A 19,118-nucleotide genomic window follows, 5' to 3' on the forward strand; every position below is an offset into this window, starting at 1 on the left:
CATGACCGACCTGACTCACCGCGGCCAGAGCCTGCTGCAAAATCTCGACGGCTTTTCCATCGAGATCGACGCGCAACGCGAGCGGGCCGACATCATCCTGCACCGGCCGCCGCTGAACGTGATTTCGATGCATGCGCGCGACCAGTTGCGCGCGGCTTTCGAGGCGCTCGACGAAGATCCGCGCGTGCGCGTGATCGTGGTGCGCGCCAAGGGCGAGCACTTTTCGAGCGGCGGCGACATCAAGGGCTTTCTCGAAGCATCGCCGGAAACCGTGTCGAAGCTCGCCTGGAATATCGCCGCGCCCGCGCGCTGCTCGAAGCCGGTGATCGCCGCCAATCGCGGCTTCTGTTTCGGCGTGGGCTTCGAACTGTCGCTCGCGTGCGACTTCCGCATTGCCACCGACACCACTTTTTACGCGCTGCCGGAACAGAAGCTCGGCCAGATTCCGGGGTCGGGCGGCTCGGCCCGTTTGCAGCAGATGGTCGGCATCGGCCGCACCAAGGACATCGTGATGCGCTCGCGCCGCATTCCGGGCAAGCAGGCCTACGAGTGGGGCATCGCGGTCGAGTGCGTGGCCGACTCGGAACTCGAAGCCACGACCGACGCGCTGGTGGACGAGCTGCGCGCGTTCTCGCCGCTCGCGCAACGCACCGCGAAGAAGCTGCTCAACGACACCGAGGACGCGCCGCTGTCGATCGCGATCGAACTCGAAGGGCACTGCTATAGCCGTCTGCGCACTTCCGACGATTTCCGCGAAGGCGTCGAGGCATTTCACGGCAAACGCAAGCCGGTGTTTCGCGGCAGTTAATGCGACCGCCGCACGACGGCGAATGGGAAGACAGCGGACCAGGTTGCATGGGATCGGAGTAAGCGCTAAAGCGCTAACTCCGGTCGACAGCCTTGCATGGGACCGGAGTAAGCGCTGAAGCGCTAACTCCGGTCGACAAAGGAGACAGGGGGATGGAGCGTTTCTTCACGCGGGGTCAACGCATGTCCGCGCTGCTGGCCGAGTCGGGCGCGCTCGAAGACTTCATTGTCCCGACTGTCACGATGGCCGAAAAAATCGCCGACGCGATGCTCGCGCGGCGCGAGGCAAACGCAGCATCGAAACGGCGCCGCTCACCGCGGCCTCGCCATAAGGTTTCTTAACACCACCAAGAGCGCGCGCAAGAGAGCGTGCCTACAAACGCGGACGATCGAGAGACGGCCCGCTGATAGTCAAGGAGATGACGATGTCCGTAGCAGCGCAAAATGGCGCCGCCTTGCCCGCGGTAGACCAGCGGCAAGTGATGGGTGCGGTAATGGCCTCGTGCCTCGGCTGGGCACTGGATCTGTTCGATCTGTTCGTGTTGCTGTTCGTCGCGCCGGTGGTGGGGCGGCTGTTCTTCCCGTCCGAACACGCGATGCTCTCGCTCGCCGCGGTTTATGCGTCGTTTGCCGTGACGCTGCTGATGCGCCCGCTCGGCTCGGCATGGTTCGGCTCCTATGCGGATCGCCACGGACGCAAGGGCGCGATGATCATCGCGGTGGTCGGCGTCGGTCTTTCCACGGCCGCGTTCGGCGTGCTGCCGACCGTCGTGCAGGTGGGCCTCGTCGCGCCGATCCTGTTCCTCGCGTTGCGCCTCGTGCAGGGCGTGTTCGTGGGCGGCGTGGTGGCGTCGACGCATACCATCGGCACGGAATCGGTCGCGCCGAAATATCGCGGCGCGGTGTCGGGGCTGATCGGCGGCGGCGGAGCAGGCCTCGGCGCGTTGCTCGCCTCGCTCACGTATCTGGCGATGTCGGCGCTGTTCCCCGGCCCATCGTTCGATGTGTGGGGCTGGCGCTGCATGTTCTTCACCGGCATCATCAGTTCGGTGCTCGGGCTGTTCGTTTTCAGCAGCCTCGAAGAGTCGCCGCTGTGGAAGAAGCTCGCCGCCGAGAAGGCCGCCAAGGCCGCGGCGCAGAAGCTCGACACGCCCGTCGAAATCGTGCGCTCGCCGGTGCGCACGCTGTTTTCCCGCGACTATCGCTCGATTCTGTTCGTCAACCTGCTGCTGACCATCGGCGGCGGCAGCGGCTATTACCTGACCTCGGGCTATCTGCCGACCTTTCTCAAGGTGGTGAGCCACGCGCCGAACGGCGCCGCGGCGGCGATCCTGCTGATCTGCAGTGTGGCGGTGGTGATCGCGTCGGTTGCGGCGGGGCATCTGAGCACGTTCATCGGGCGCAAGAGCGCTTTCATCTGGCTCGGCCTGATTCGCCTGTTCGCGTTGCCCGCGCTGTTCCTGCTGCTGCCCACGGCGCAAAGCATCACGATGATCGGCGTGTACGCGGTGATTCTCAGCGCGCTCGGCAGCGCCGGCTACGCGCCGGTCCTGATCTTCCTGAACGAACGGTTTCCGACGGCGATTCGCGCGACCGGCACGGGGCTTTCCTGGAACATCGGCTTTGCGATCGGCGGGATAATGCCGACCGCCGTCTCGCTGGTGGCGAAAGACGCGAGCGAGTTGCCGATGACGCTGGCGATCTTCGTCGGGGCGATCAGCGTGATTTTCCTGATCGGCGCGTTCGTCGTGCCGGAAACGCGTGGGAGGCTCGAGGAGGGGGCGGTGCGCGAGGCGGTTTAGGTCGCGGTTGGGCGGGTGGCCTCGCGACGTTTCAGCCGGCTGGGACACCGGTAGTCACACGCCGGATCTCCTCGCCGATGATATCGATCAGCGCATGCGCCGCCGGCCCGATCGGCCGCTTCGGATGGCTCACGCGGATGATGTGCCGCACGATCGGCGGCGACGCGATGGCGCGCGCGCACAGCACGCCTTCGTCGACCTTGCGCTGAACCACCACGCGCGGCAGGATCGTCGCGACGCCGCTCTGTTCGACGAACTGCACGATGGTGTTGAGCAGGTCGATCTCGAACTTCGGCTTGATGACCACGTCGGCGGCCAGCAGCGCCGCGTCCAGCACGCCGCGCAAGCCATTGCGGCGGGTCGGCAGCACCAGTTCGATGCCGGCCAGTTTCGCGAGATCGACGGTCGGCGGCAGGTCGGGGCCGAGCGCGGCGCTCGTCACCAGCACCATTTCCTCGTCGAGCAACGGCACCACGTCGAGCGTGAGACGCCCGCGCGGCTTGTTGATGATGGCCGCATCCAGCCGGCCGGCTTCGACCGCGTCGATCAACTGCGCGCTGAAGCCGTCGGCAACCGACACTTCGACCTGCGGGAACATCGCGTTGAATCTGGCGAGCGACTCCGGCAGCACGCTTTCCGCCTCCGACGACACCATGCCGAGCGACACGCGCCCCGTGACGATCGCATCCTGCCGGCTCAACTGGTCGCGCGCCCGTTCGATGTCGCGCATGATCGGCGTGTACAGGCGATACATCTGGCGCGCCGCGTCGGTCGGCGTCATGCCGTGCGGCCCGCGTTCGAAGAGTTTCTGGCGCAATTCGGTTTCGAGCTTCGAAATCTGCATGCTGAGCGCGGGTTGGACGATATTGAGCCGTTTCGCCGCGCGCGTGACTGAGCCGTCTTCGAAAAGCGCGATGAAATACTGGATTTGCTTGAGGTCCATGAAGCGCGGGAACGGGGCCGGGAAGGGACAAAAAGGGGGCGGAGACGGGGCCGGAAGGGGGCGGGAAGGGCCGCAAACACCGAGTTTAACCGCGCCGCGCCGAGCCTACAGGGTAACACTCGCGCAACCCCGCACGGAGCCCCGCGCGGCGCGGCTCGCGGCGGCGTCACGAGCGTGTTTCCTTACGCTGCTACAATCTCGTCTTTCTCGATTGATTGTGCGCTATGGGTTTCGAACAACTCGCTGAACTGAAGAAGCAATTGGCCGCGGCTCGCCGCGAGGCTGCACCTGCCGCGAAGTCCGGCGCCAAGCCTGCTTCGAAGGACGCTTCCAAGCCCGCTAAGGACGCTTCCAAGCCTGCTGCAAAGGACGCGTCCAAGCCGGGCGCGAGGCCTGCCCGCAAGCCCGCGCCGCCGCGCCGTGCCGCGCCCGCAGCCGCGTCCGACGCCAAACCGGCGGTGGACGCGAAGCCCGTGGATCCGGTGGTGAAATCGATCGGGCGGCTGCAGAAGCGCTTCCCCATTGCCTTCCCGAAGAATCCGGCGCCCAAGCTGCCGCTCAAGGTCGGTATTTTCGAAGACCTCGTGGTGCACGCCAAGGACCTGTCGTTGAGCGAAGCGGAATTGCGCGACGCGATCAAGACGTGGTGCCGTGGCAGCCGCTACTGGAAATGTCTCGTGGAAGGCGCGGCTCGCGTCGATCTGACGGGCGCCGAAGCGGGCAAGGTCACGGCGCAGGAAGCCGCGGGCGCGCAGCGTCTGCAGGCGCATCGCGCAGCCAGGGGTGCGCAGAAGGCGGCAGCCGGTGCGGCGAGCGCGAATGCGGCCGGCGAGACGGCCACGCAAGCGACGGCTGAAGTAGCCACGCAAGCATCCGCCGCGACAGCCGCGGAGCCGAACGCTGAAGCGGCCACGCAAGCGCCCGCTGAAGCAACCACGCAGGCCACTGCCGAAGCAGCGAATGCGCCGGCCGAGGCCGCCACGGCTTCGCAGGACGGCGAAGCGAAGGCGTAAGGCGTAGGCCGGCTCGACGAGCCGACCGGCTGATCGGTGACACTGCACACGAAAATGTGCAGGACACCGGGCACGAAACCGCGCCCGAAGTCTCCCACGCAGCTTCCGGCCGAACCGCCCAACTCACCCGTCACCCGAAAAGCGCAAAACCCGCCACCCCGCCTATGGGTGGCTGCCTAGCCGCGACGCAGCCCCCAGCCGGCTGCGCACGAAGCCGACGTGTTCGCGCAGCACATAGAACGCGTCGGCGTAAGCGAGCGGCATGCGCAGCCGATTCAACGAATCCTCGATCTGATCCAGTTCCGCGAAGAGCCGCGCGCGCTCCTCGTCGGTCGAATCGGCGAGCGCACCGCGTTCGATCGCAATCAGCGAACCATAATAGCGATAGATGCGCGAGCGCACCCGCCAGCGATAGAGCGCCGGAATCAGGCGCATGGCCGGGAACAGCAGCACGGCCATCGGCAGCAGCAGAACGAGCGTGCGGTCGCCGATGCTCGCCAGCCAGAACGGCAGCGTGCGATACAGAAAGCTTTTGCCCGTCTTGTAGTAGCGCTGCGCGTCTTCACTGATCTGATATTCGCGCGCGACGGGACTCGGAAATTCCCCCGCGCGCTGCAACAGGCCCGGCATGCCATGCACTTCCTGCGCCGCTTCGATCAACAGATCGGAAATGGCCGGATGCAGCGTGGTACGGGCCACCAGCTCGACGGTCGGACTGATCAGATGCACCGTTTCGGGCGGAATCCTGCGCTTCAGATCCAGCACGCCGGCCGGCAGGTCGATCTGGTCCAGATAGGGAAAGAGACGCGTATACGCGTTCGCTTCGGCGAAGTTCATCACCGACACGCCGGGCACCTTGAGCAGGCGCAGCATCAGGCCGCGCGTGGCCGAGTCGCCGTTCAGGATCGCGGCGTCCACGTCACCCGCCACCAGTTGGGTGGCGGCCTGCATGCCGTCGCTCGGCACCAGCGTGGTGTCGCCGCCCGGCTCGATGCCGTTCGCATCCAGCAGTTTGAGCGCCAGCAGCCGCGTGCCGCTGCCTTCGCGGCCCACCGCGACGCGTTTGCCTTCCAGTTGCGAAAGCTGGCTCAGGCCCGTGCCGCGATAGAACACCACCACAGGAATATAGAAAACGCTGCCGAGCGACATCAGCGACGAGGTGTCGAGGCCGTCGGCGACGCCGCCTTGCACGAGCGCGACGTCGACGCGCTCTTTCGGGTCCAGCAGACGGTGCAGATTCTGCACGGAGCCGTCGGACTCCAGCACGTTCAGCTTGATGCCGTTGCGGGCGAGAATTTTCTTGTACTGCTCGGCGGCGACGAGAAACGAGCTGTCATGCGGACCGGCGCTCAGGGTGATCGTCTTGGGCGGCGCCGGATCGACCAGCCAGACGGCCAGCGTGACCATCAGGATGATGACCCCGGCCACGACGACATAGAGCAGGGTGTGGTCGCGCCACTCGGCATGCGGCTCTTCGCCGGGAAAGTGCGGGGGACGCGGGCGCTGCGCTTTCATGGACACTCCGTGCCGAGCCGGGATGATCGCATTGTCCACCGTCCGCGATGGGTTTGGCGTCGGCAGTTTGCTCTATTGACCGGGCGGTCGCGAAGCTCTTGCCGGTTGGCGACGCGGGTCCTCCGCGCGGCACCTTCGAAGACGTGCGCTGCATGCGTGATGCATGAGTGAAATGTCCAACATAACTGCCGCATCAGGACCGGAATGCGGTATCGACCGTGGCATAATCCGCGACAGCTTCCTCATCGTGTCGCCGGGCGCATCGTGAGTCGTTTCTATCGGAAGATCGGCAGTTGGCTGGGATTGTTCGCGATCCTGATGGCCACGCTCGCTCCGACGATCTCGCACACGCTCGCCGCACGCAGCGATGAAAGCGCCATGTCAGCCGAGCATTGCGACATGCCGTCGATGGCGTCCATGGGTTCGATGGACTCGATGGACTCGATGCAGGACGACACGCCGGACGCGACATCGGTCACGTCGAGCGCGCCGGATCCAGCAGGCGACAAACACGCCGACCACACGGCCATGTCCGACGGCGACCCCTGCGGTTATTGCAGCCTGCTCGCCCACATGCCGGCCGTGCCGAGCGTCGAGGCACTGTTCGTCGTCACCGTCCGCGCTGTGCAGCACACTGTCGCGACCCGCTTCGAGAGCGTGCGCCGCGTCGAACCGCTCACCTTCGCTCAACCCCGGGCACCTCCGTCCGCATCCTGATTCGAGTCACTACGGCGCGATGCATCGAATGCATCGCGGTTGCCGCCGCGCGTCCCTATCGACTGCGCGCGCCGGCATTGTCACGACCCATGAAACAGGATGAATCATGCTTACCCACACAACGCCCCGCAGGCAACCGCTGCGCGCGGCGGCGCTTTGCGCGGCCACTGCCGGCGCACTGTTGTGCGCCCCTTCGCTTGCCGGCGCTCACGCGATTGCGGGCAACCGCGTCTTCCCATCGACGATGGCCGTCGACGACCCCGGCGTCGGCGACGAAGCCAACCTTCAGTTCGGCCATCAACGCGTGCCGGGCGACAACGGCGACCAGAGCATCAACACCTTCGACTTCGAATACGACAAGCTGATCACACCTCGGCTCGCGGTGTCCGTCGACGGCACATATGCAATGCAGAACAATCCGCGGGCGCACGGTTTCGACAACTTCGGCGTTGGCTTGAAGTACCTGCTGTACGTCAACGACGCGCACGAATTCATGACCTCGGTCGGTGTGGATGCCGAACTCGGCGGCACGGGCAGCCGCGCGATCGCCGACAACTTTTCGACCATCTCGCCGACCATCTTTGCCGGCAAGGGCATGGGCGATCTGCCCGACTCGCTGGCGTATCTGCGGCCGATCGCCATCACGGGCGAAGCGGGACCGGCGCTGACCACCGGCGCGGGACAGCCGAACGCCTTCAATTACGGCTTCACCGTGCAGTACAGCTTGCCGTATCTGCAACAGCATGTGCGCGATGTCGGTCTGCCGCAGCCGTTCGCCAACCTGATTCCGCTGGTGGAAATTCCGCTATCGCGCAGCCAGGGGCAGACGACCGGCACGGTCAATCCGGGCTTTATCTGGATCAACCGTTATGGGCAGTTCGGCGTCGAAGCGCAGATCCCGATCAATCGTGCGAGCGGCTCGCATGTGGGCATTCTGGTGCAGGCGCATATTTTCTTCGACGATGTCGCGCCGACCACGATCGGCAAACCGCTGTTCCAGTAACGCAGGAGAGTGATGATGAATGGCACGATGAAACACCGACGTTTGCGCGGCACTAACGCCGTGGCGAAACTGGCGGCGCTGTGCGGCGGCCTCGCGCTCGCGGGCGCGGCCTTCGCTCACGTGTTCCCTCAAAAGCAGGAGCCGGGAGCGGGCGCGACGGTGGCCTCGCCCGCGCAGGTGCGGGTGATTTTCGACGGGCCGCTCGAAGCGGCGTTCAGTTCGCTGACGGTGACCGACGCGAGCGGCAAGCAGGTCAACACGCAGAAGGCCGCGGTCGACGAGCATCAGCCGGCGCTCATCGCCGTGCCGCTGCCGCCGCTCGCGGCCGGTCACTACACGGTGCATTGGGTGGCCGTGGCGTCGGACGGACATCGCACGCATGGCGACTATGCGTTCAATGTGAAATAGCCTGAAGCGGTGATGCGCTGCGTCATCCATCGAGCGATGGCGCAGCGTGTGAAAAGGTCTATTATCGAAAAGACGCCTCGCGCGCCTGGCTGTGCAAAGCAGCCGCCTTCGCCTTCGCTCCGGGGAGAAGAACACATGACGGAGTTCGTGAAGGCGTTCCCGGCAGTGGTGCCCGGCCATCAGCGCCGGCGGATCGCGTGGCTCTACGCGTTGCTACTGACCTTTAATCTCGCGGCGTGGCTTGCGGCCTTCATGGCGTTTCGCGGCTATCCGCTGCTGATGGGCTCGTGTCTACTGGCTTACTCGCTCGGTTTGCGGCACGCCGTGGACGCGGACCACATCGCCGCCATCGACAACGTTACGCGCAAGCTCATGCAGTCCGGCCAGCGTCCGCTCACGGCAGGGCTGATGTTCTCGCTCGGCCACTCCACCATCGTCGTACTGGCCACGCTCGGCATTGCGGTCACCGCGATGGCCTTGCAAACCCGGCTGAGCGGATTCAGGGAAACGGGCGCCATGATCGGCACGCTCGTGTCGACGTTTTTCCTGTTCGCCATTGCGCTGCTGAACCTCGTCGTGCTGCGCGCCGTGCTGCGTGCGTTTCGGCGCGTGCGCCGCGGCGAGCCCTACGTCGACGAAGATCTCGACATGCTGCTCGCCAATCGCGGTTTTCTCGCACGCCTCTTCCGGCCGCTGTTTCGCCTGATCACTCGAAGCTGGCACATGTATCCGCTCGGCTTTCTGTTCGGCCTCGGTTTCGACACCGCGACCGAAGTCGGCTTGCTCGGCATCTCCGCGGCGGGCGCCGCGCAAGGCATGTCGATCTGGTCGATCCTCGTGTTCCCGGTGCTGTTTACGGCGGGCATGACGCTGATCGATACCACCGACAGTATCCTCATGCTGGGCGCTTACGGCTGGGCCTTCGTGAAGCCGGTCCGCAAGCTCTACTACAACCTCACCATCACGACGATTTCGGTGCTGGTGGCGTTGCTGGTCGGCAGCATCGAAGGGCTTGGGCTGGTAGCCGACAAGCTGCATCTGAATGGCGGATTCTGGCAGGCGGTGGCGGTTCTCAACGATAACTTCGGCATGCTCGGCTATGCGATCGTCGGCGTATTCGCGGCCGCCTGGTTATTATCCGCGGCGATCTACAAATGGCAGCGAATCGGGGAGATGGAGATCCGTTCCTGATTGGCACGCAACGGCAGATCAGTTTGGCGCAAACCCTTAAGAGCTATCGTCAGAGAATTGAATAGAGCGCGTGGATGCGGCTATCGCGGCGCGCGAAGCTTCGCGAATAAGCTATGAAAATTGGGTTATTCCGAATCGCTGACCTATACTCGAAAAAGTTTTGCGGGCTCATTGCGGTGGGCACCATTCAAACGAAAACATGCAGCAAATCCGATCTTTTTAACCGCTCCCCACGCGGAATTTATCCCTGATCGATTGCTGGACACGTGACTGCCGTGCGGCGCTCGCCACGTATCTTTGTTTGTCCAAAAGAACGTGAACGTCGTGGAGACACATCATGGCAGAAGCAGACAACGTCCCCTATGGGCGCAAGACTCAGCACGCGCCGGCCCTCAAGGAAGTGCACATCATCTGGATCACCGCGGGCCTCGGCTGTGACGGCGATTCGGTCTCCATTACCGCCGCCACCCAGCCGAGTATCGAGGACGTGATACTCGGCGCGATTCCCGGCTTGCCGAAGGTCCATTTACACAATCCCGTGCTGGCGTATGAAAACGGCGACGAGTTTCTCAAGCCGTTTCATCAGGCCGCGCGTGGCGAGCTGGACAACTTCGTGCTGGTGATGGAAGGCTCGATACCCAATGAGCGGATCAATCGCGAGGGCTATTGGGCCGCCCTGGGCACCGACCCCGATACGGGCGACCCGATCACGATTCCGCAATGGCTCGACCGGCTTGCGCCACGCGCGCTGGCGGTGGTCGGCGCGGGAACCTGCGCGACGTATGGCGGCATTCACGCGATGCAGGGCAACCCGACCGGCTGCATGGGTCTCGCCGATTATCTCGGCTGGGACTGGAAGTCGAAAGCGGGTCTGCCGATCGTCAACGTGCCGGGATGTCCGGTGCAGCCGGACAACTTCATGGAGACGCTGCTCTATCTGCTGTATCAGCTCGCGGGCCTCGCGCCCATGATTCCACTCGACGACGCGTTGCGGCCGAAGTGGCTGTTCACCCGCACCGTGCACGACGGTTGCGACCGGGCGGGTTCGTACGAGCAGGCGATCTTCGCGACCGAATACGGCAGCCCGAATTGCATCGTCAAGCTCGGTTGCTGGGGACCGGTCGTGCAATGCAACGTGCCCAAGCGCGGCTGGATGGCGGGCATCGGCGGCTGCCCGAACGTGGGCGGCATCTGCATCGGCTGCACGATGCCGGGCTTCCCGGACAAGTTCATGCCGTTCATGGACGAGCCGCCCGGCGCGGTGCTGTCGTCGAATCTGATCAGGAGCTATGGCCCGCTGATCCGCAGCTTGCGCAAGCTGACCAAAAACACGCTCAACGATGAGCCGAAATGGCGTCATAACCGTTCGGAACTCACCACCGGTTACCGTCGCTGAGCGGGCGGAATTCGCGTAGTCAGTGTCGTCAGCATAGTCAGCAGGAGAAGGTCATGGCCGTCAGCACCGCACCTGAAGCGACCGGCACCACCCAGGCAGCGCCGGGCAAGCTGGTCGAAATGAACTGGGATCCGATCACGCGGATCGTCGGCAGTCTGGGGATTTACACCAAGATCGATTTTGCGAACCGGCGGGTGGCGGAATGCTATAGCACCTCGTCGATCTTTCGCGGCTATAGCATTTTCATGAAGGGCAAGGACCCACGCGACGCGCATTTCATCACGAGCCGGATCTGCGGCATCTGCGGCGACAATCACGCGACCTGCTCGGTCTACGCGCAGAACATGGCCTACGGCGTGAAGCCGCCGCCGATCGCCGAGTGGATCGTCAATCTCGGCGAAGCGGCCGAATACATGTTCGATCACAACATCTTCCAGGACAACCTGGTGGGCGTGGACTTCTGCGAGACGATGGTCAAGGAGACCAATCCGGGCGTGTGGGCCAAGGCCCAGAAAACACCCGCGCCGCACGCGGACAAGCACGGCTATAAAACCATTGCGGAGATCATGACCGCGCTCAATCCGTTTACCGGCGAGTTCTACCGCGAAACGCTGATGGTGAGCCGCTACACGCGCGAAATGTTCTGCCTGATGGAAGGCCGCCACGTGCATCCGTCGACGCTGTATCCGGGCGGCGTGGGCACCGTGCCGACCATTCAACTCTTCACCGACTACATCACGCGCCTGATGAAATACGTGGAGTTCATGAAGAAGGTCGTGCCGCTGCACGACGATCTGTTCGACTTCTTCTACGAGGCATTGCCGGGTTACGAAGAAGTGGGCCGGCGCCGTGTTCTGCTCGGCTGCTGGGGTTCGTTCCAGGATCCGAACGTGTGCGACTACAACTACAACACCATGACGCAATGGGGCCGCGGCATGTTCGTCACGCCCGGCGTGGTAGTGGACGGCGAGCTGGTCACGACCGATCTCGTCGACATCAACCTGAACATTCGCATTCTGCTCGGCAGTTCCTATTACGACGACTGGGATCACGAAGAAACCTTCGTGAAGAACGACCCGCTCGGCAACCCGGTGGACCGCAAGCATCCGTGGAATCAGACCACGTTGCCGCATCCGCAGAAGCGTAAATTCGACGGCAACTATACGTGGGTGATGTCGCCGCGCTGGCTCGACAAGCGCACGGGCGATCACCTCGCGCTCGATACCGGCGGCGGTCCGATTGCGCGCCTGTGGGCCACCGCGTTGGCGGGACTGGTGGATATCGGCTATATCAAGGCGACCGGTCACAGCGTGAAAATCTATTTGCCGAAGACCGCGCTCAAGCCCGAAGTCGAATTCGAATGGAAGATTCCGAAGTGGAGCAATGCGCTCGAACGCGATCGCGCCCGCACGTATTTTCAGGCCTATTCGGCAGCAGCAGCGCTGTATTTCGCCGAGCAGGCGCTCGCCGAATTGCATGCGGGCCGCACCCGCACGTTCAGCGATTTCACGGTGCCGGAAGAAGGCCTCGGCTGCGGCTTCCATGAGGCGGTGCGCGGCGTGCTCTCACATCACCTCGTGATTCGCGAGGGCAAGATCGCCAACTATCATCCGTATCCGCCTACGCCCTGGAACGCCAACCCACGCGATATTTACGGCACGCCCGGACCTTATGAGGACGCGGTGCAGAACACGCCGATCTTCGAGGAGAACGGCCCCGACAAGTTCAAGGGCATCGACATCATGCGCGCGGTGCGCAGCTTCGATCCATGCCTGCCGTGCGGCGTGCACATGTATGTGGGCAACGGCAAGACCATCGACACCTCGCACTCGCCGACCTTCGGCGTGATGCAGGGAGCGCATACGTGAGCGCCCAGACGAGCGACTCGCGCTCGGTCGCCGCCCAGCAACGCCGCATCGAGGAACTCATTGCGGCGCTGGAGACGCTCGACGATCCGCCGGCGCGCGAGAGCGCTCAGGAACTGCTGCAGGTGGTGCTCGATCTGCATACGAACGGACTCGCGCGTCTGCTGGAAATCGTTTCGTCCGCCGGGGCGATGGACGACGCCATGCTCGAAGCGTTCGAACGCGATGCCAGCGTATCGGCGCTGCTGCTGTTGCACGGTTTGCATCCGCAAGATCTGCCGACGCGCGTATCGCGCGCGGTGGAGAAGATGCGGCCGCTGCTCGGCGTGCAAGGCATTCAGATCGAATTGCTCGACGCCGCCGAAGAAGCGGTGCGCGTGAAAGTGGCCGGGCGTCTGCAAGGCAAGCACAATTCGGTCGGCGAATTGCGGCAGGAAATCGAGCTTGCGATTTTCGAAGCTGCGCCCGAGACGATGCGCGTCGACATCGCGGGTTTGCAGGACGTCAACGTGCATGAACTGCGCTTCGTGCCTAACACGCACACTGACCCGCACGCCGAGCACACTGAGCACACCGAGGTAGCCAGCCGGACCGAGGCCGGCGCGCAATGACACCCGCCGCCGCCACGACGCGCGGCTGGGTCGCGGCCGTGCGCCATTTCGTGCGCCAAGCGGACGACGTGCATTGCGAGTTGTGCGGCGCGCCGCTGCTGGCCGACCATCCTCATCTGTTCGAAATGGCCAAACGCCAACTGTATTGCTGCTGCCGTGCCTGCGCGCTGCTGTTCGGCAATCAGCAGAACGCGCGCTATCGTCCGGTGCCGCGCGACGCGCGTTATCTCGACGGCTTTCGCATGAGCGACGCGCAGTGGGACGCGCTGGCGATTCCCATCGACATGGCTTTCTTCTTTCACGACAGTTCGGCGCAACGGATCGTCGCGCTGTATCCCGGACCGGCGGGCGGCACGCAGTCGCTGCTGGATCTGCAGGCGTGGACCGAACTCGTCGCCGACAATCCGTGGCTCGCGCAACTGGAGCCCGATGTCGAAGCGCTGCTCGTGAACCGCAGCGAGGGCGCGCGCGAGTACTACCGCGTGCCGATCGACCAATGTTATGCGCTGACCGGCGTAATTCGCGCGCGTTGGCGTGGCGTCGCGGGCGGGCGGCAGGCCTGGGACGCGATCCATCGTTTCTTGGCCGCGCTGAAGACCCAAGGCCGCGTGCCGGAGGGCTTGCTCCATGCCTGACCTCGGATTCACCGTCGAGTCGGCGGAAGTGGTGCCGTTTGCCGCGGCGCCGCTGCTGATGTTCAAGCTGCGTGTCGTCGATACGGCGGTTGACAATGCGCCGCAGCGCGAGATCGCCAGCATCACGCTGCAATGCCAGATTCAGATCGAAGCCGCGAAACGCCGCTACGCGCCCGCCGAGCAGTACGGTCTCGAAGACCTGTTCGGCATTCCGCCGCGTTGGGGCGATACGTTACGCACGATGCTGTGGACGCATGCGTCGGCGGTGGCGCCTCCGTTTACCGGCGAATGCACGCTCGATCTGCCCGTGCCGTGCAGCTACGATTTCAATGTAGCCGCCACCAAATATTTTCACGGACTCGAAGAGGGCGAGATTCCGCTGATGCTGCAGTTCAGCGGCACCGTGTTCTATCGCGAGGCCGACGGCGCATTGCAGGTCGCGCCGATTCCGTGGCACAAGGAGGCGGCGTACCGTCTGCCGGTGGCGCTATGGCGCGACATGATGGCTCGCTATTACCCGAGCGGCGCATGGCTGTGCCTGCATCGCGACGTGTTCGATCGCCTCTCGCGCTTCAAAACCCGTGGGGGGCTGACGAGTTGGGAGCAGGCGGTCACGAGCCTGCTCGACAGGCTCGAGGAGGACATATCGTGAACGCGGTCGAAAGCGTGGTGCAGGCGGTGCTGTACGAAGGCTACATGCTGTATCCGTACCGGCCGACTTCGGTGAAGAACCGGCAGCGCTGGACCTTCGGCGGCGTGTATCCGCGCGCCTATGCGGAGGCATCCGGCAGCGATCCGTGGGTGACGCAAAGCGAGTGTCTGCTGCGCGGCGGCGAACATACGCGCGTCGCGGTGCGGCCCGGGTTTTTGCAGGTGATCGAGCGGATGGTGCTGGACGTGTCGGAGAACGCCGCGGTGCGCCCGGAGTCGGGCGAGCCCACGTGGCGCACCGTGCCTGGGCTCGATATCGACGAACGGCGCTATACGCCGTGGCAGGAAGCGGCTGAACGGCATCTCGCGCTGCCCGTGCTGGTGCTGGGCGAATTGCTGAACGCGCCGCGCGATATGCCGTTTTCATTCGACGCCGGTAGTGACCTCGAACCGCTGGCGGACCGGCATGGCACGCTGCGTGGCGCGTTGCGCCGCACGCGTGCGGCGCTGCAAGGCCGCGTCGAAATCAGTGCGGCGAGCGTGGCGGCGGGCGTCTATCGGCTGAAAGTGCGCATCGTCAACGAGACGCCGCTCGAGCATGCGCGTGACCTCACGCGCGACGCTGCTTCGCTGTATGCGCTGGTCTCGTGCCATACCGTGCTGAGCATCGAGCGCGGCACGTGGATCTCGTCGATCGATCCGCCCGACGATCTCGCGGCGGCGTCGGCCGCGTGCCGCAATATCGGCGTGTGGCCGGTGCTGGTCGGCGATGAACAGCGGCCCGACACCATGCTCGCCTCGCCGATCATCCTCTACGATTTTCCGCAGATCGCGCCCGAAAGCGCCGGCGATCTGTTCGACGCCACGGAGATCGACGAGATTCTCACGCTGCGCATTCTTACCATGACGGACGAAGAAAAGCGCGAAATGATCGCCACCGACGAGCGTGCTCGCGCCTTGCTCGCGCGCACCGAAGGTTTGGGCGCCGAGCAGATGCAGAAGCTGCACGGCACCTTGCGGCAGGTGCGCGCGCTCGACGCGGCGAGCGTGGGCGCGTCCATCTCCGCGGCGCAGACCGCCATGCCCGTCTCGCCGTGGGCCGAACTCGATGCGCGACCGCATCTTGCCTGCGTGCGGGTCGCGGGCGTGGAGATTCGCATCGGCGATCAGGTGCGCTTGCGCCCGCGCGGCCGCGCCGACATCTTCGATATCGCGCTGAGCGGCATGGTCGCGACGATCGAATCGATCGAACGCGATTTCGACGACCACGTGCATGTCGCCGTGACTATCGACGACGATCCGGGCAAGGACTTCGGCGTGCAGCGCATGCCGGGCCACCGGTTCTTCTTCGGGCCGGACGAGATCGAGCCGCTCGGCCATGCTGCCGGCGCCCGGCGGGGGCTCGTATGAGCGCGATTCTGGTGGCCGGCATCGGCAACGTGTTTCTCGGCGACGACGGCTTCGGCGTCGAAGTGGTGCGGCGTTTGCAGGAACAGTTGGCCGCGGGTGAGTTGCCGGCATTCGCGGCGGGTGTAAACGTCGCGGACTTCGGCATTCGCGGCGTCGATCTGTGTTACGCGCTGCTCGACGGCGTGGACAGCGCGATCCTGATCGATGCGACGCAGCGCGGCGGTGCGCCCGGCACGCTGTACGTGATCGAGCCGTCCATCGAAGAGTCGGGTGGCGCTGCGAGCGACGATCCGTACGCCGTGCCGATCCTGATGTCGCCGCATGAGATGGACCCGGCCAAGGTGCTGCAAACCGTGCGGATGCTCGGCGGCGGGTGCGAGGACATCGTCGTGCTCGGCTGCGAGCCGCAGGATTTCGGTTGCGAAGAGGGCGAAGAAGGACGGATGAGTTTGAGCCGCCCCGTGGCGGCCGCGGTGGAGCAGGCCGCCGAAGTGGTGGTGCGGCTCGTGACGGCGAGGCTGGAACAGCGCGCCGCGCGCGTGGCCTGACATGCGGGGTGCGCGAACACGTCATGCATACGGTGTGAAACGACTGAAGCGGGAGACATCATGAAAGGATTTTTCAAGTACCTCTTGTTGCCGGCATTGGTGGTCGGCGTGTTGGCGAATATGAAGGACATCAAGCGCTATATCCGCATTCGCAACATGTAGGCGACAACGGCCAGGGAGATGGCGATGAGCACGCATGCACAGCCCGCCGGGCAGGGTTCGGCACAGCATCCGGCGGTCGTGGGACCGGTCGGCGAAGAGATCCGCGTGCGCGGACTGGTGCAGGGCGTCGGCTTCCGGCCGACCGTGTGGCGGCTTGCGCATGCCTGCGGCGTGGTCGGCGACGTGTGCAACGACAGCGACGGCGTGCTGATTCACGCATGGGGCGACGCGTGGATGCTGCAGCGCTTCATCGACAGCCTGAGCGCCGAGTGTCCGCCGCTTGCGCGGATCGACGCGATCGAGCGGCATCAATTGAACGAAGCGGCCGAGGCCAACGACTTTCGTATCGTGCCGAGCGTGAGCGGCCATGTGCAAACCGGCGTCACACCCGATGCCGTCGTTTGCGCCGATTGCGCTGCGGAAATCGCCGATCCGGCGAACCGCCGCTACCGCTACCCGTTTACGAATTGCACGCACTGTGGCCCCCGGCTGTCGATCATACAAGCCATTCCCTACGATCGCGCCAATACCACAATGGCGGCGTTCGTCATGTGTGACGCGTGTCGCGCGGAATACGACGATCCGGCCGACCGGCGCTTTCACGCGCAACCGGTTGCGTGCCCCGCATGCGGCCCGCGTGTCTGGCTGGAGAGCCGCGACGGCGCGCGCGTGAATGGCGACGACCCGTGCCGCGCGGCGAGCCTGCTGTTGCGGCACGGCGCGATCGTCGCGATCAAAGGCTTGGGCGGTTTTCAGCTCGCCTGCCATGCGAGCGATGAAACCGCGGTCGCACGTCTGCGGCGGCTAAAACGGCGCGAGCGCAAACCCTTCGCGCTGATGACGCGCGATCTGCAAGCCATGCGGCGGTATTGCACGCCGAGCGAGGCCGAATGCGCGCTGCTCGCGAGCGCCGGCGGACCCATCGTGATCATGTCCGCCGACGGCGCCGAATGCGTCGCGCCAAGTGTTGCGCCGGGCGTCGGCACGCTGGGCTTCATGCTGCCGTCCACGCCGCTGCATCGGCTGCTGACGGAGTCGATCGATTCCGCGCTGGTCGTGACGAGTGGCAACACCAGCGACGAGCCGCCGTGCATCGACAACGCGGACGCCCGCGCGCGTCTCGGCCGTATCGCCGATGTCTTCCTGATGCACGATCGCGACATTTCGCGCCGGGTCGACGATTCGGTGGCGCGCGTCGTGCGGGGTAGCGCGCAGATCGTTCGGCGCGCGCGCGGCTATGCGCCGGCGCCGCTGCTGTTGCCCGAAGGTTTCGCCGACACCCCCTCGGTGCTGGCGATGGGCGGCGAGCTCAAGAACACCTTCTGCCTTGCGCGCGATGCGCAAGCGATCGTCTCGCATCACATCGGCGATCTGGAAGACGCGCTGACGTATGCGGACTACCGCCGCGCGGTGGCGCAGTATCTGCGTTTGTTCGAATACGAACCGCAGGTGATCGCGCTCGACCTGCATCCCGAGTATCTGTCGCGCAAGATCGGCTACGAGCTCGCGCAAGCCTCGCAGATTCCCGTGGTCGAAGTGCAGCATCATCATGCGCATCTTGCCGCGTGCATGGCCGAAAACGGGGTCGCCTTCGATGCGTTGCCGATGCTCGGCGTCGCGCTCGACGGTCTCGGCTACGGCGACGACGGCACACTGTGGGGCGGCGAATTCATGCTGGCCGACTATCGCGGCTACACGCGTCTCGGCCGCTTCAAGCCGGTGGCGATGCCGGGCGGCACGCGCGCCATCGACGAGCCGTGGCGCAATGCCTACGCGCATCTGCGGGCTGCCTTCGACTGGTACGGATTTACGCGGCACTACAGCGGTCTGGAGATGCAGCAGTTCCTGAGCGGCCGTCCGCGCGCCGCGCTCGACTCGATGATCGCGCAGCGCGTGAACAGCCCGCTCGCAAGTTCGACGGGCCGCCTGTTCGACGCGGTGGCGGCCACGCTCGGCGTGTGCCGTGAGCGTGTGCTTTACGAAGGCCAGGCCGCGATCGAACTGGAGGCGCTGGTCGATCAGCACACGCTGCGCAACGATAGCGACGCGCATGCATACCCGTTCGAACTGACCAACACCGTGCCGGGTGGGTTGCGCTGCATCGAACCCCGGCCGATGTGGGAAGCCCTGCTCGACGATCTGCTGCGCTGCACGCCCGTGCCGGTGATCGCGGCGCGTTTTCACAAGGGCGTGGCGATTGCGATCGTGCGCATGGTGGAGTGTCTTGCCGACCTGCTGACCGGTCCGGCCGACGCGCGCAGCGTCGTGCTATCGGGCGGCGTGTTCCAGAACCGCATCCTGTTCGAACAGGTGGCAACGCGCCTTGGCGAGGCGGGGTTTCGCGTGCTGACGCATCGCCAGGTGCCGGCCAACGACGGCGGATTGTCGCTCGGGCAGGCGGTCATCGCGGCGGCGCGGCAGCACGGCGAGCGTTGATGGTT

General features: G+C 64.9%; 18 protein-coding genes. 16 read left to right on the forward strand and 2 right to left on the reverse strand.

Annotation, left to right across the window (positions count from 1 at the left end; genetic code table 11):
• Position 1 precedes the first annotated feature (1 nt).
• The 3 genes from B0G74_RS08060 (at position 2) to B0G74_RS08070 (ending at position 2,609) form a co-directional block, all read left to right on the forward strand.
• Complete coding sequence (locus B0G74_RS08060) at positions 2-808, forward strand: enoyl-CoA hydratase-related protein (protein ID WP_132374307.1); 807 nt, start codon at positions 2-4, stop codon at positions 806-808.
• A 152-nt stretch (positions 809-960) separates the two neighbouring features.
• On the forward strand, positions 961-1,149 hold the full coding sequence (locus B0G74_RS08065; RefSeq protein ID WP_132374308.1) for a hypothetical protein: 189 nt from the start codon (positions 961-963) through the stop codon (positions 1,147-1,149).
• Positions 1,150-1,232: 83 nt separating this feature from the next.
• Positions 1,233-2,609: an MFS transporter gene (locus tag B0G74_RS08070; RefSeq protein WP_132374309.1), complete on the forward strand. Its 1,377-nt coding sequence runs from the start codon at positions 1,233-1,235 to the stop codon at positions 2,607-2,609.
• Positions 2,610-2,640: 31 nt separating this feature from the next.
• On the opposite strand, the gene B0G74_RS08075 is transcribed toward B0G74_RS08070, so the two are convergent.
• A complete protein-coding gene (locus tag B0G74_RS08075) occupies positions 2,641-3,552 on the reverse strand; it encodes a LysR family transcriptional regulator (RefSeq protein WP_132374310.1) in 912 nt (303 codons plus the stop codon).
• A 224-nt stretch (positions 3,553-3,776) separates the two neighbouring features.
• Between B0G74_RS08075 and B0G74_RS08080 the strand changes: the two genes are divergently transcribed.
• Positions 3,777-4,565, forward strand: a complete 789-nt coding sequence (locus tag B0G74_RS08080) for a ProQ/FinO family protein (protein WP_132374311.1) — start codon at positions 3,777-3,779, stop codon at positions 4,563-4,565.
• Between the two features lie 162 nt (positions 4,566-4,727).
• Here the strand turns inward: B0G74_RS08080 and B0G74_RS08085 are convergent, their stop codons facing one another.
• The gene (locus B0G74_RS08085; RefSeq protein WP_132374312.1) at positions 4,728-6,080 is read right to left on the reverse strand and encodes a TAXI family TRAP transporter solute-binding subunit; all 1,353 of its coding nucleotides are present in this window, start codon (positions 6,078-6,080) and stop codon (positions 4,728-4,730) included.
• A gap of 261 nt (positions 6,081-6,341) precedes the next feature.
• On the opposite strand from B0G74_RS08085, the gene B0G74_RS08090 reads away from it, so the two are divergent.
• The 12 genes from B0G74_RS08090 to hypF all read left to right on the forward strand — a co-directional run bounded on the left by B0G74_RS08090 (position 6,342) and on the right by hypF (position 19,113).
• Positions 6,342-6,797, forward strand: coding sequence for a DUF2946 domain-containing protein (locus B0G74_RS08090; protein WP_132376882.1), 456 nt, complete (start codon positions 6,342-6,344; stop codon positions 6,795-6,797).
• A 106-nt stretch (positions 6,798-6,903) separates the two neighbouring features.
• On the forward strand, positions 6,904-7,800 hold the full coding sequence (locus B0G74_RS08095) for a hypothetical protein (RefSeq protein WP_132374313.1): 897 nt from the start codon (positions 6,904-6,906) through the stop codon (positions 7,798-7,800).
• 15 nt (positions 7,801-7,815) lie between these two features.
• Positions 7,816-8,208 (forward strand): copper resistance CopC family protein, encoded by a 393-nt coding sequence (locus tag B0G74_RS08100; protein WP_132374314.1) that lies wholly within the window; start codon positions 7,816-7,818, stop codon positions 8,206-8,208.
• Positions 8,209-8,343: 135 nt separating this feature from the next.
• Entirely contained in the window at positions 8,344-9,399 is a 1,056-nt protein-coding gene (locus tag B0G74_RS08105; RefSeq protein ID WP_132374315.1) for a HoxN/HupN/NixA family nickel/cobalt transporter, read from the forward strand.
• 337 nt (positions 9,400-9,736) lie between these two features.
• Positions 9,737-10,795: a hydrogenase expression protein HypE gene (locus B0G74_RS08110; RefSeq protein ID WP_132374316.1), complete on the forward strand. Its 1,059-nt coding sequence runs from the start codon at positions 9,737-9,739 to the stop codon at positions 10,793-10,795.
• Positions 10,796-10,848: 53 nt separating this feature from the next.
• Positions 10,849-12,663, forward strand: a complete 1,815-nt coding sequence (locus B0G74_RS08115) for a nickel-dependent hydrogenase large subunit (protein ID WP_132374317.1) — start codon at positions 10,849-10,851, stop codon at positions 12,661-12,663.
• Positions 12,660-13,271, forward strand: coding sequence for a NifU family protein (locus tag B0G74_RS08120; RefSeq protein ID WP_165923833.1), 612 nt, complete (start codon positions 12,660-12,662; stop codon positions 13,269-13,271). The genes B0G74_RS08115 and B0G74_RS08120 overlap by 4 nt, the downstream gene beginning before the upstream one ends.
• On the forward strand, positions 13,268-13,906 hold the full coding sequence (locus B0G74_RS08125; protein ID WP_207915629.1) for a DUF5947 family protein: 639 nt from the start codon (positions 13,268-13,270) through the stop codon (positions 13,904-13,906). The genes B0G74_RS08120 and B0G74_RS08125 overlap by 4 nt, the downstream gene beginning before the upstream one ends.
• Positions 13,899-14,558, forward strand: a complete 660-nt coding sequence (locus B0G74_RS08130; protein ID WP_132374319.1) for a DUF6084 family protein — start codon at positions 13,899-13,901, stop codon at positions 14,556-14,558. Before B0G74_RS08125 ends, B0G74_RS08130 begins: the two co-directional genes overlap by 8 nt.
• A complete protein-coding gene (locus B0G74_RS08135) occupies positions 14,555-15,967 on the forward strand; it encodes a hypothetical protein (protein WP_132374320.1) in 1,413 nt (470 codons plus the stop codon). Before B0G74_RS08130 ends, B0G74_RS08135 begins: the two co-directional genes overlap by 4 nt.
• Positions 15,964-16,515, forward strand: a complete 552-nt coding sequence (locus tag B0G74_RS08140) for a hydrogenase maturation protease (protein ID WP_132374321.1) — start codon at positions 15,964-15,966, stop codon at positions 16,513-16,515. The genes B0G74_RS08135 and B0G74_RS08140 overlap by 4 nt, the downstream gene beginning before the upstream one ends.
• A 186-nt stretch (positions 16,516-16,701) precedes the next feature.
• Positions 16,702-19,113 (forward strand): carbamoyltransferase HypF, encoded by a 2,412-nt coding sequence (gene hypF / locus B0G74_RS08145; protein WP_132374322.1) that lies wholly within the window; start codon positions 16,702-16,704, stop codon positions 19,111-19,113.
• Positions 19,114-19,118: the final 5 nt, after the last annotated feature.

Source organism: Paraburkholderia sp. BL9I2N2, from assembly GCF_004339745.1.
Taxonomy (GTDB): domain Bacteria; phylum Pseudomonadota; class Gammaproteobacteria; order Burkholderiales; family Burkholderiaceae; genus Paraburkholderia.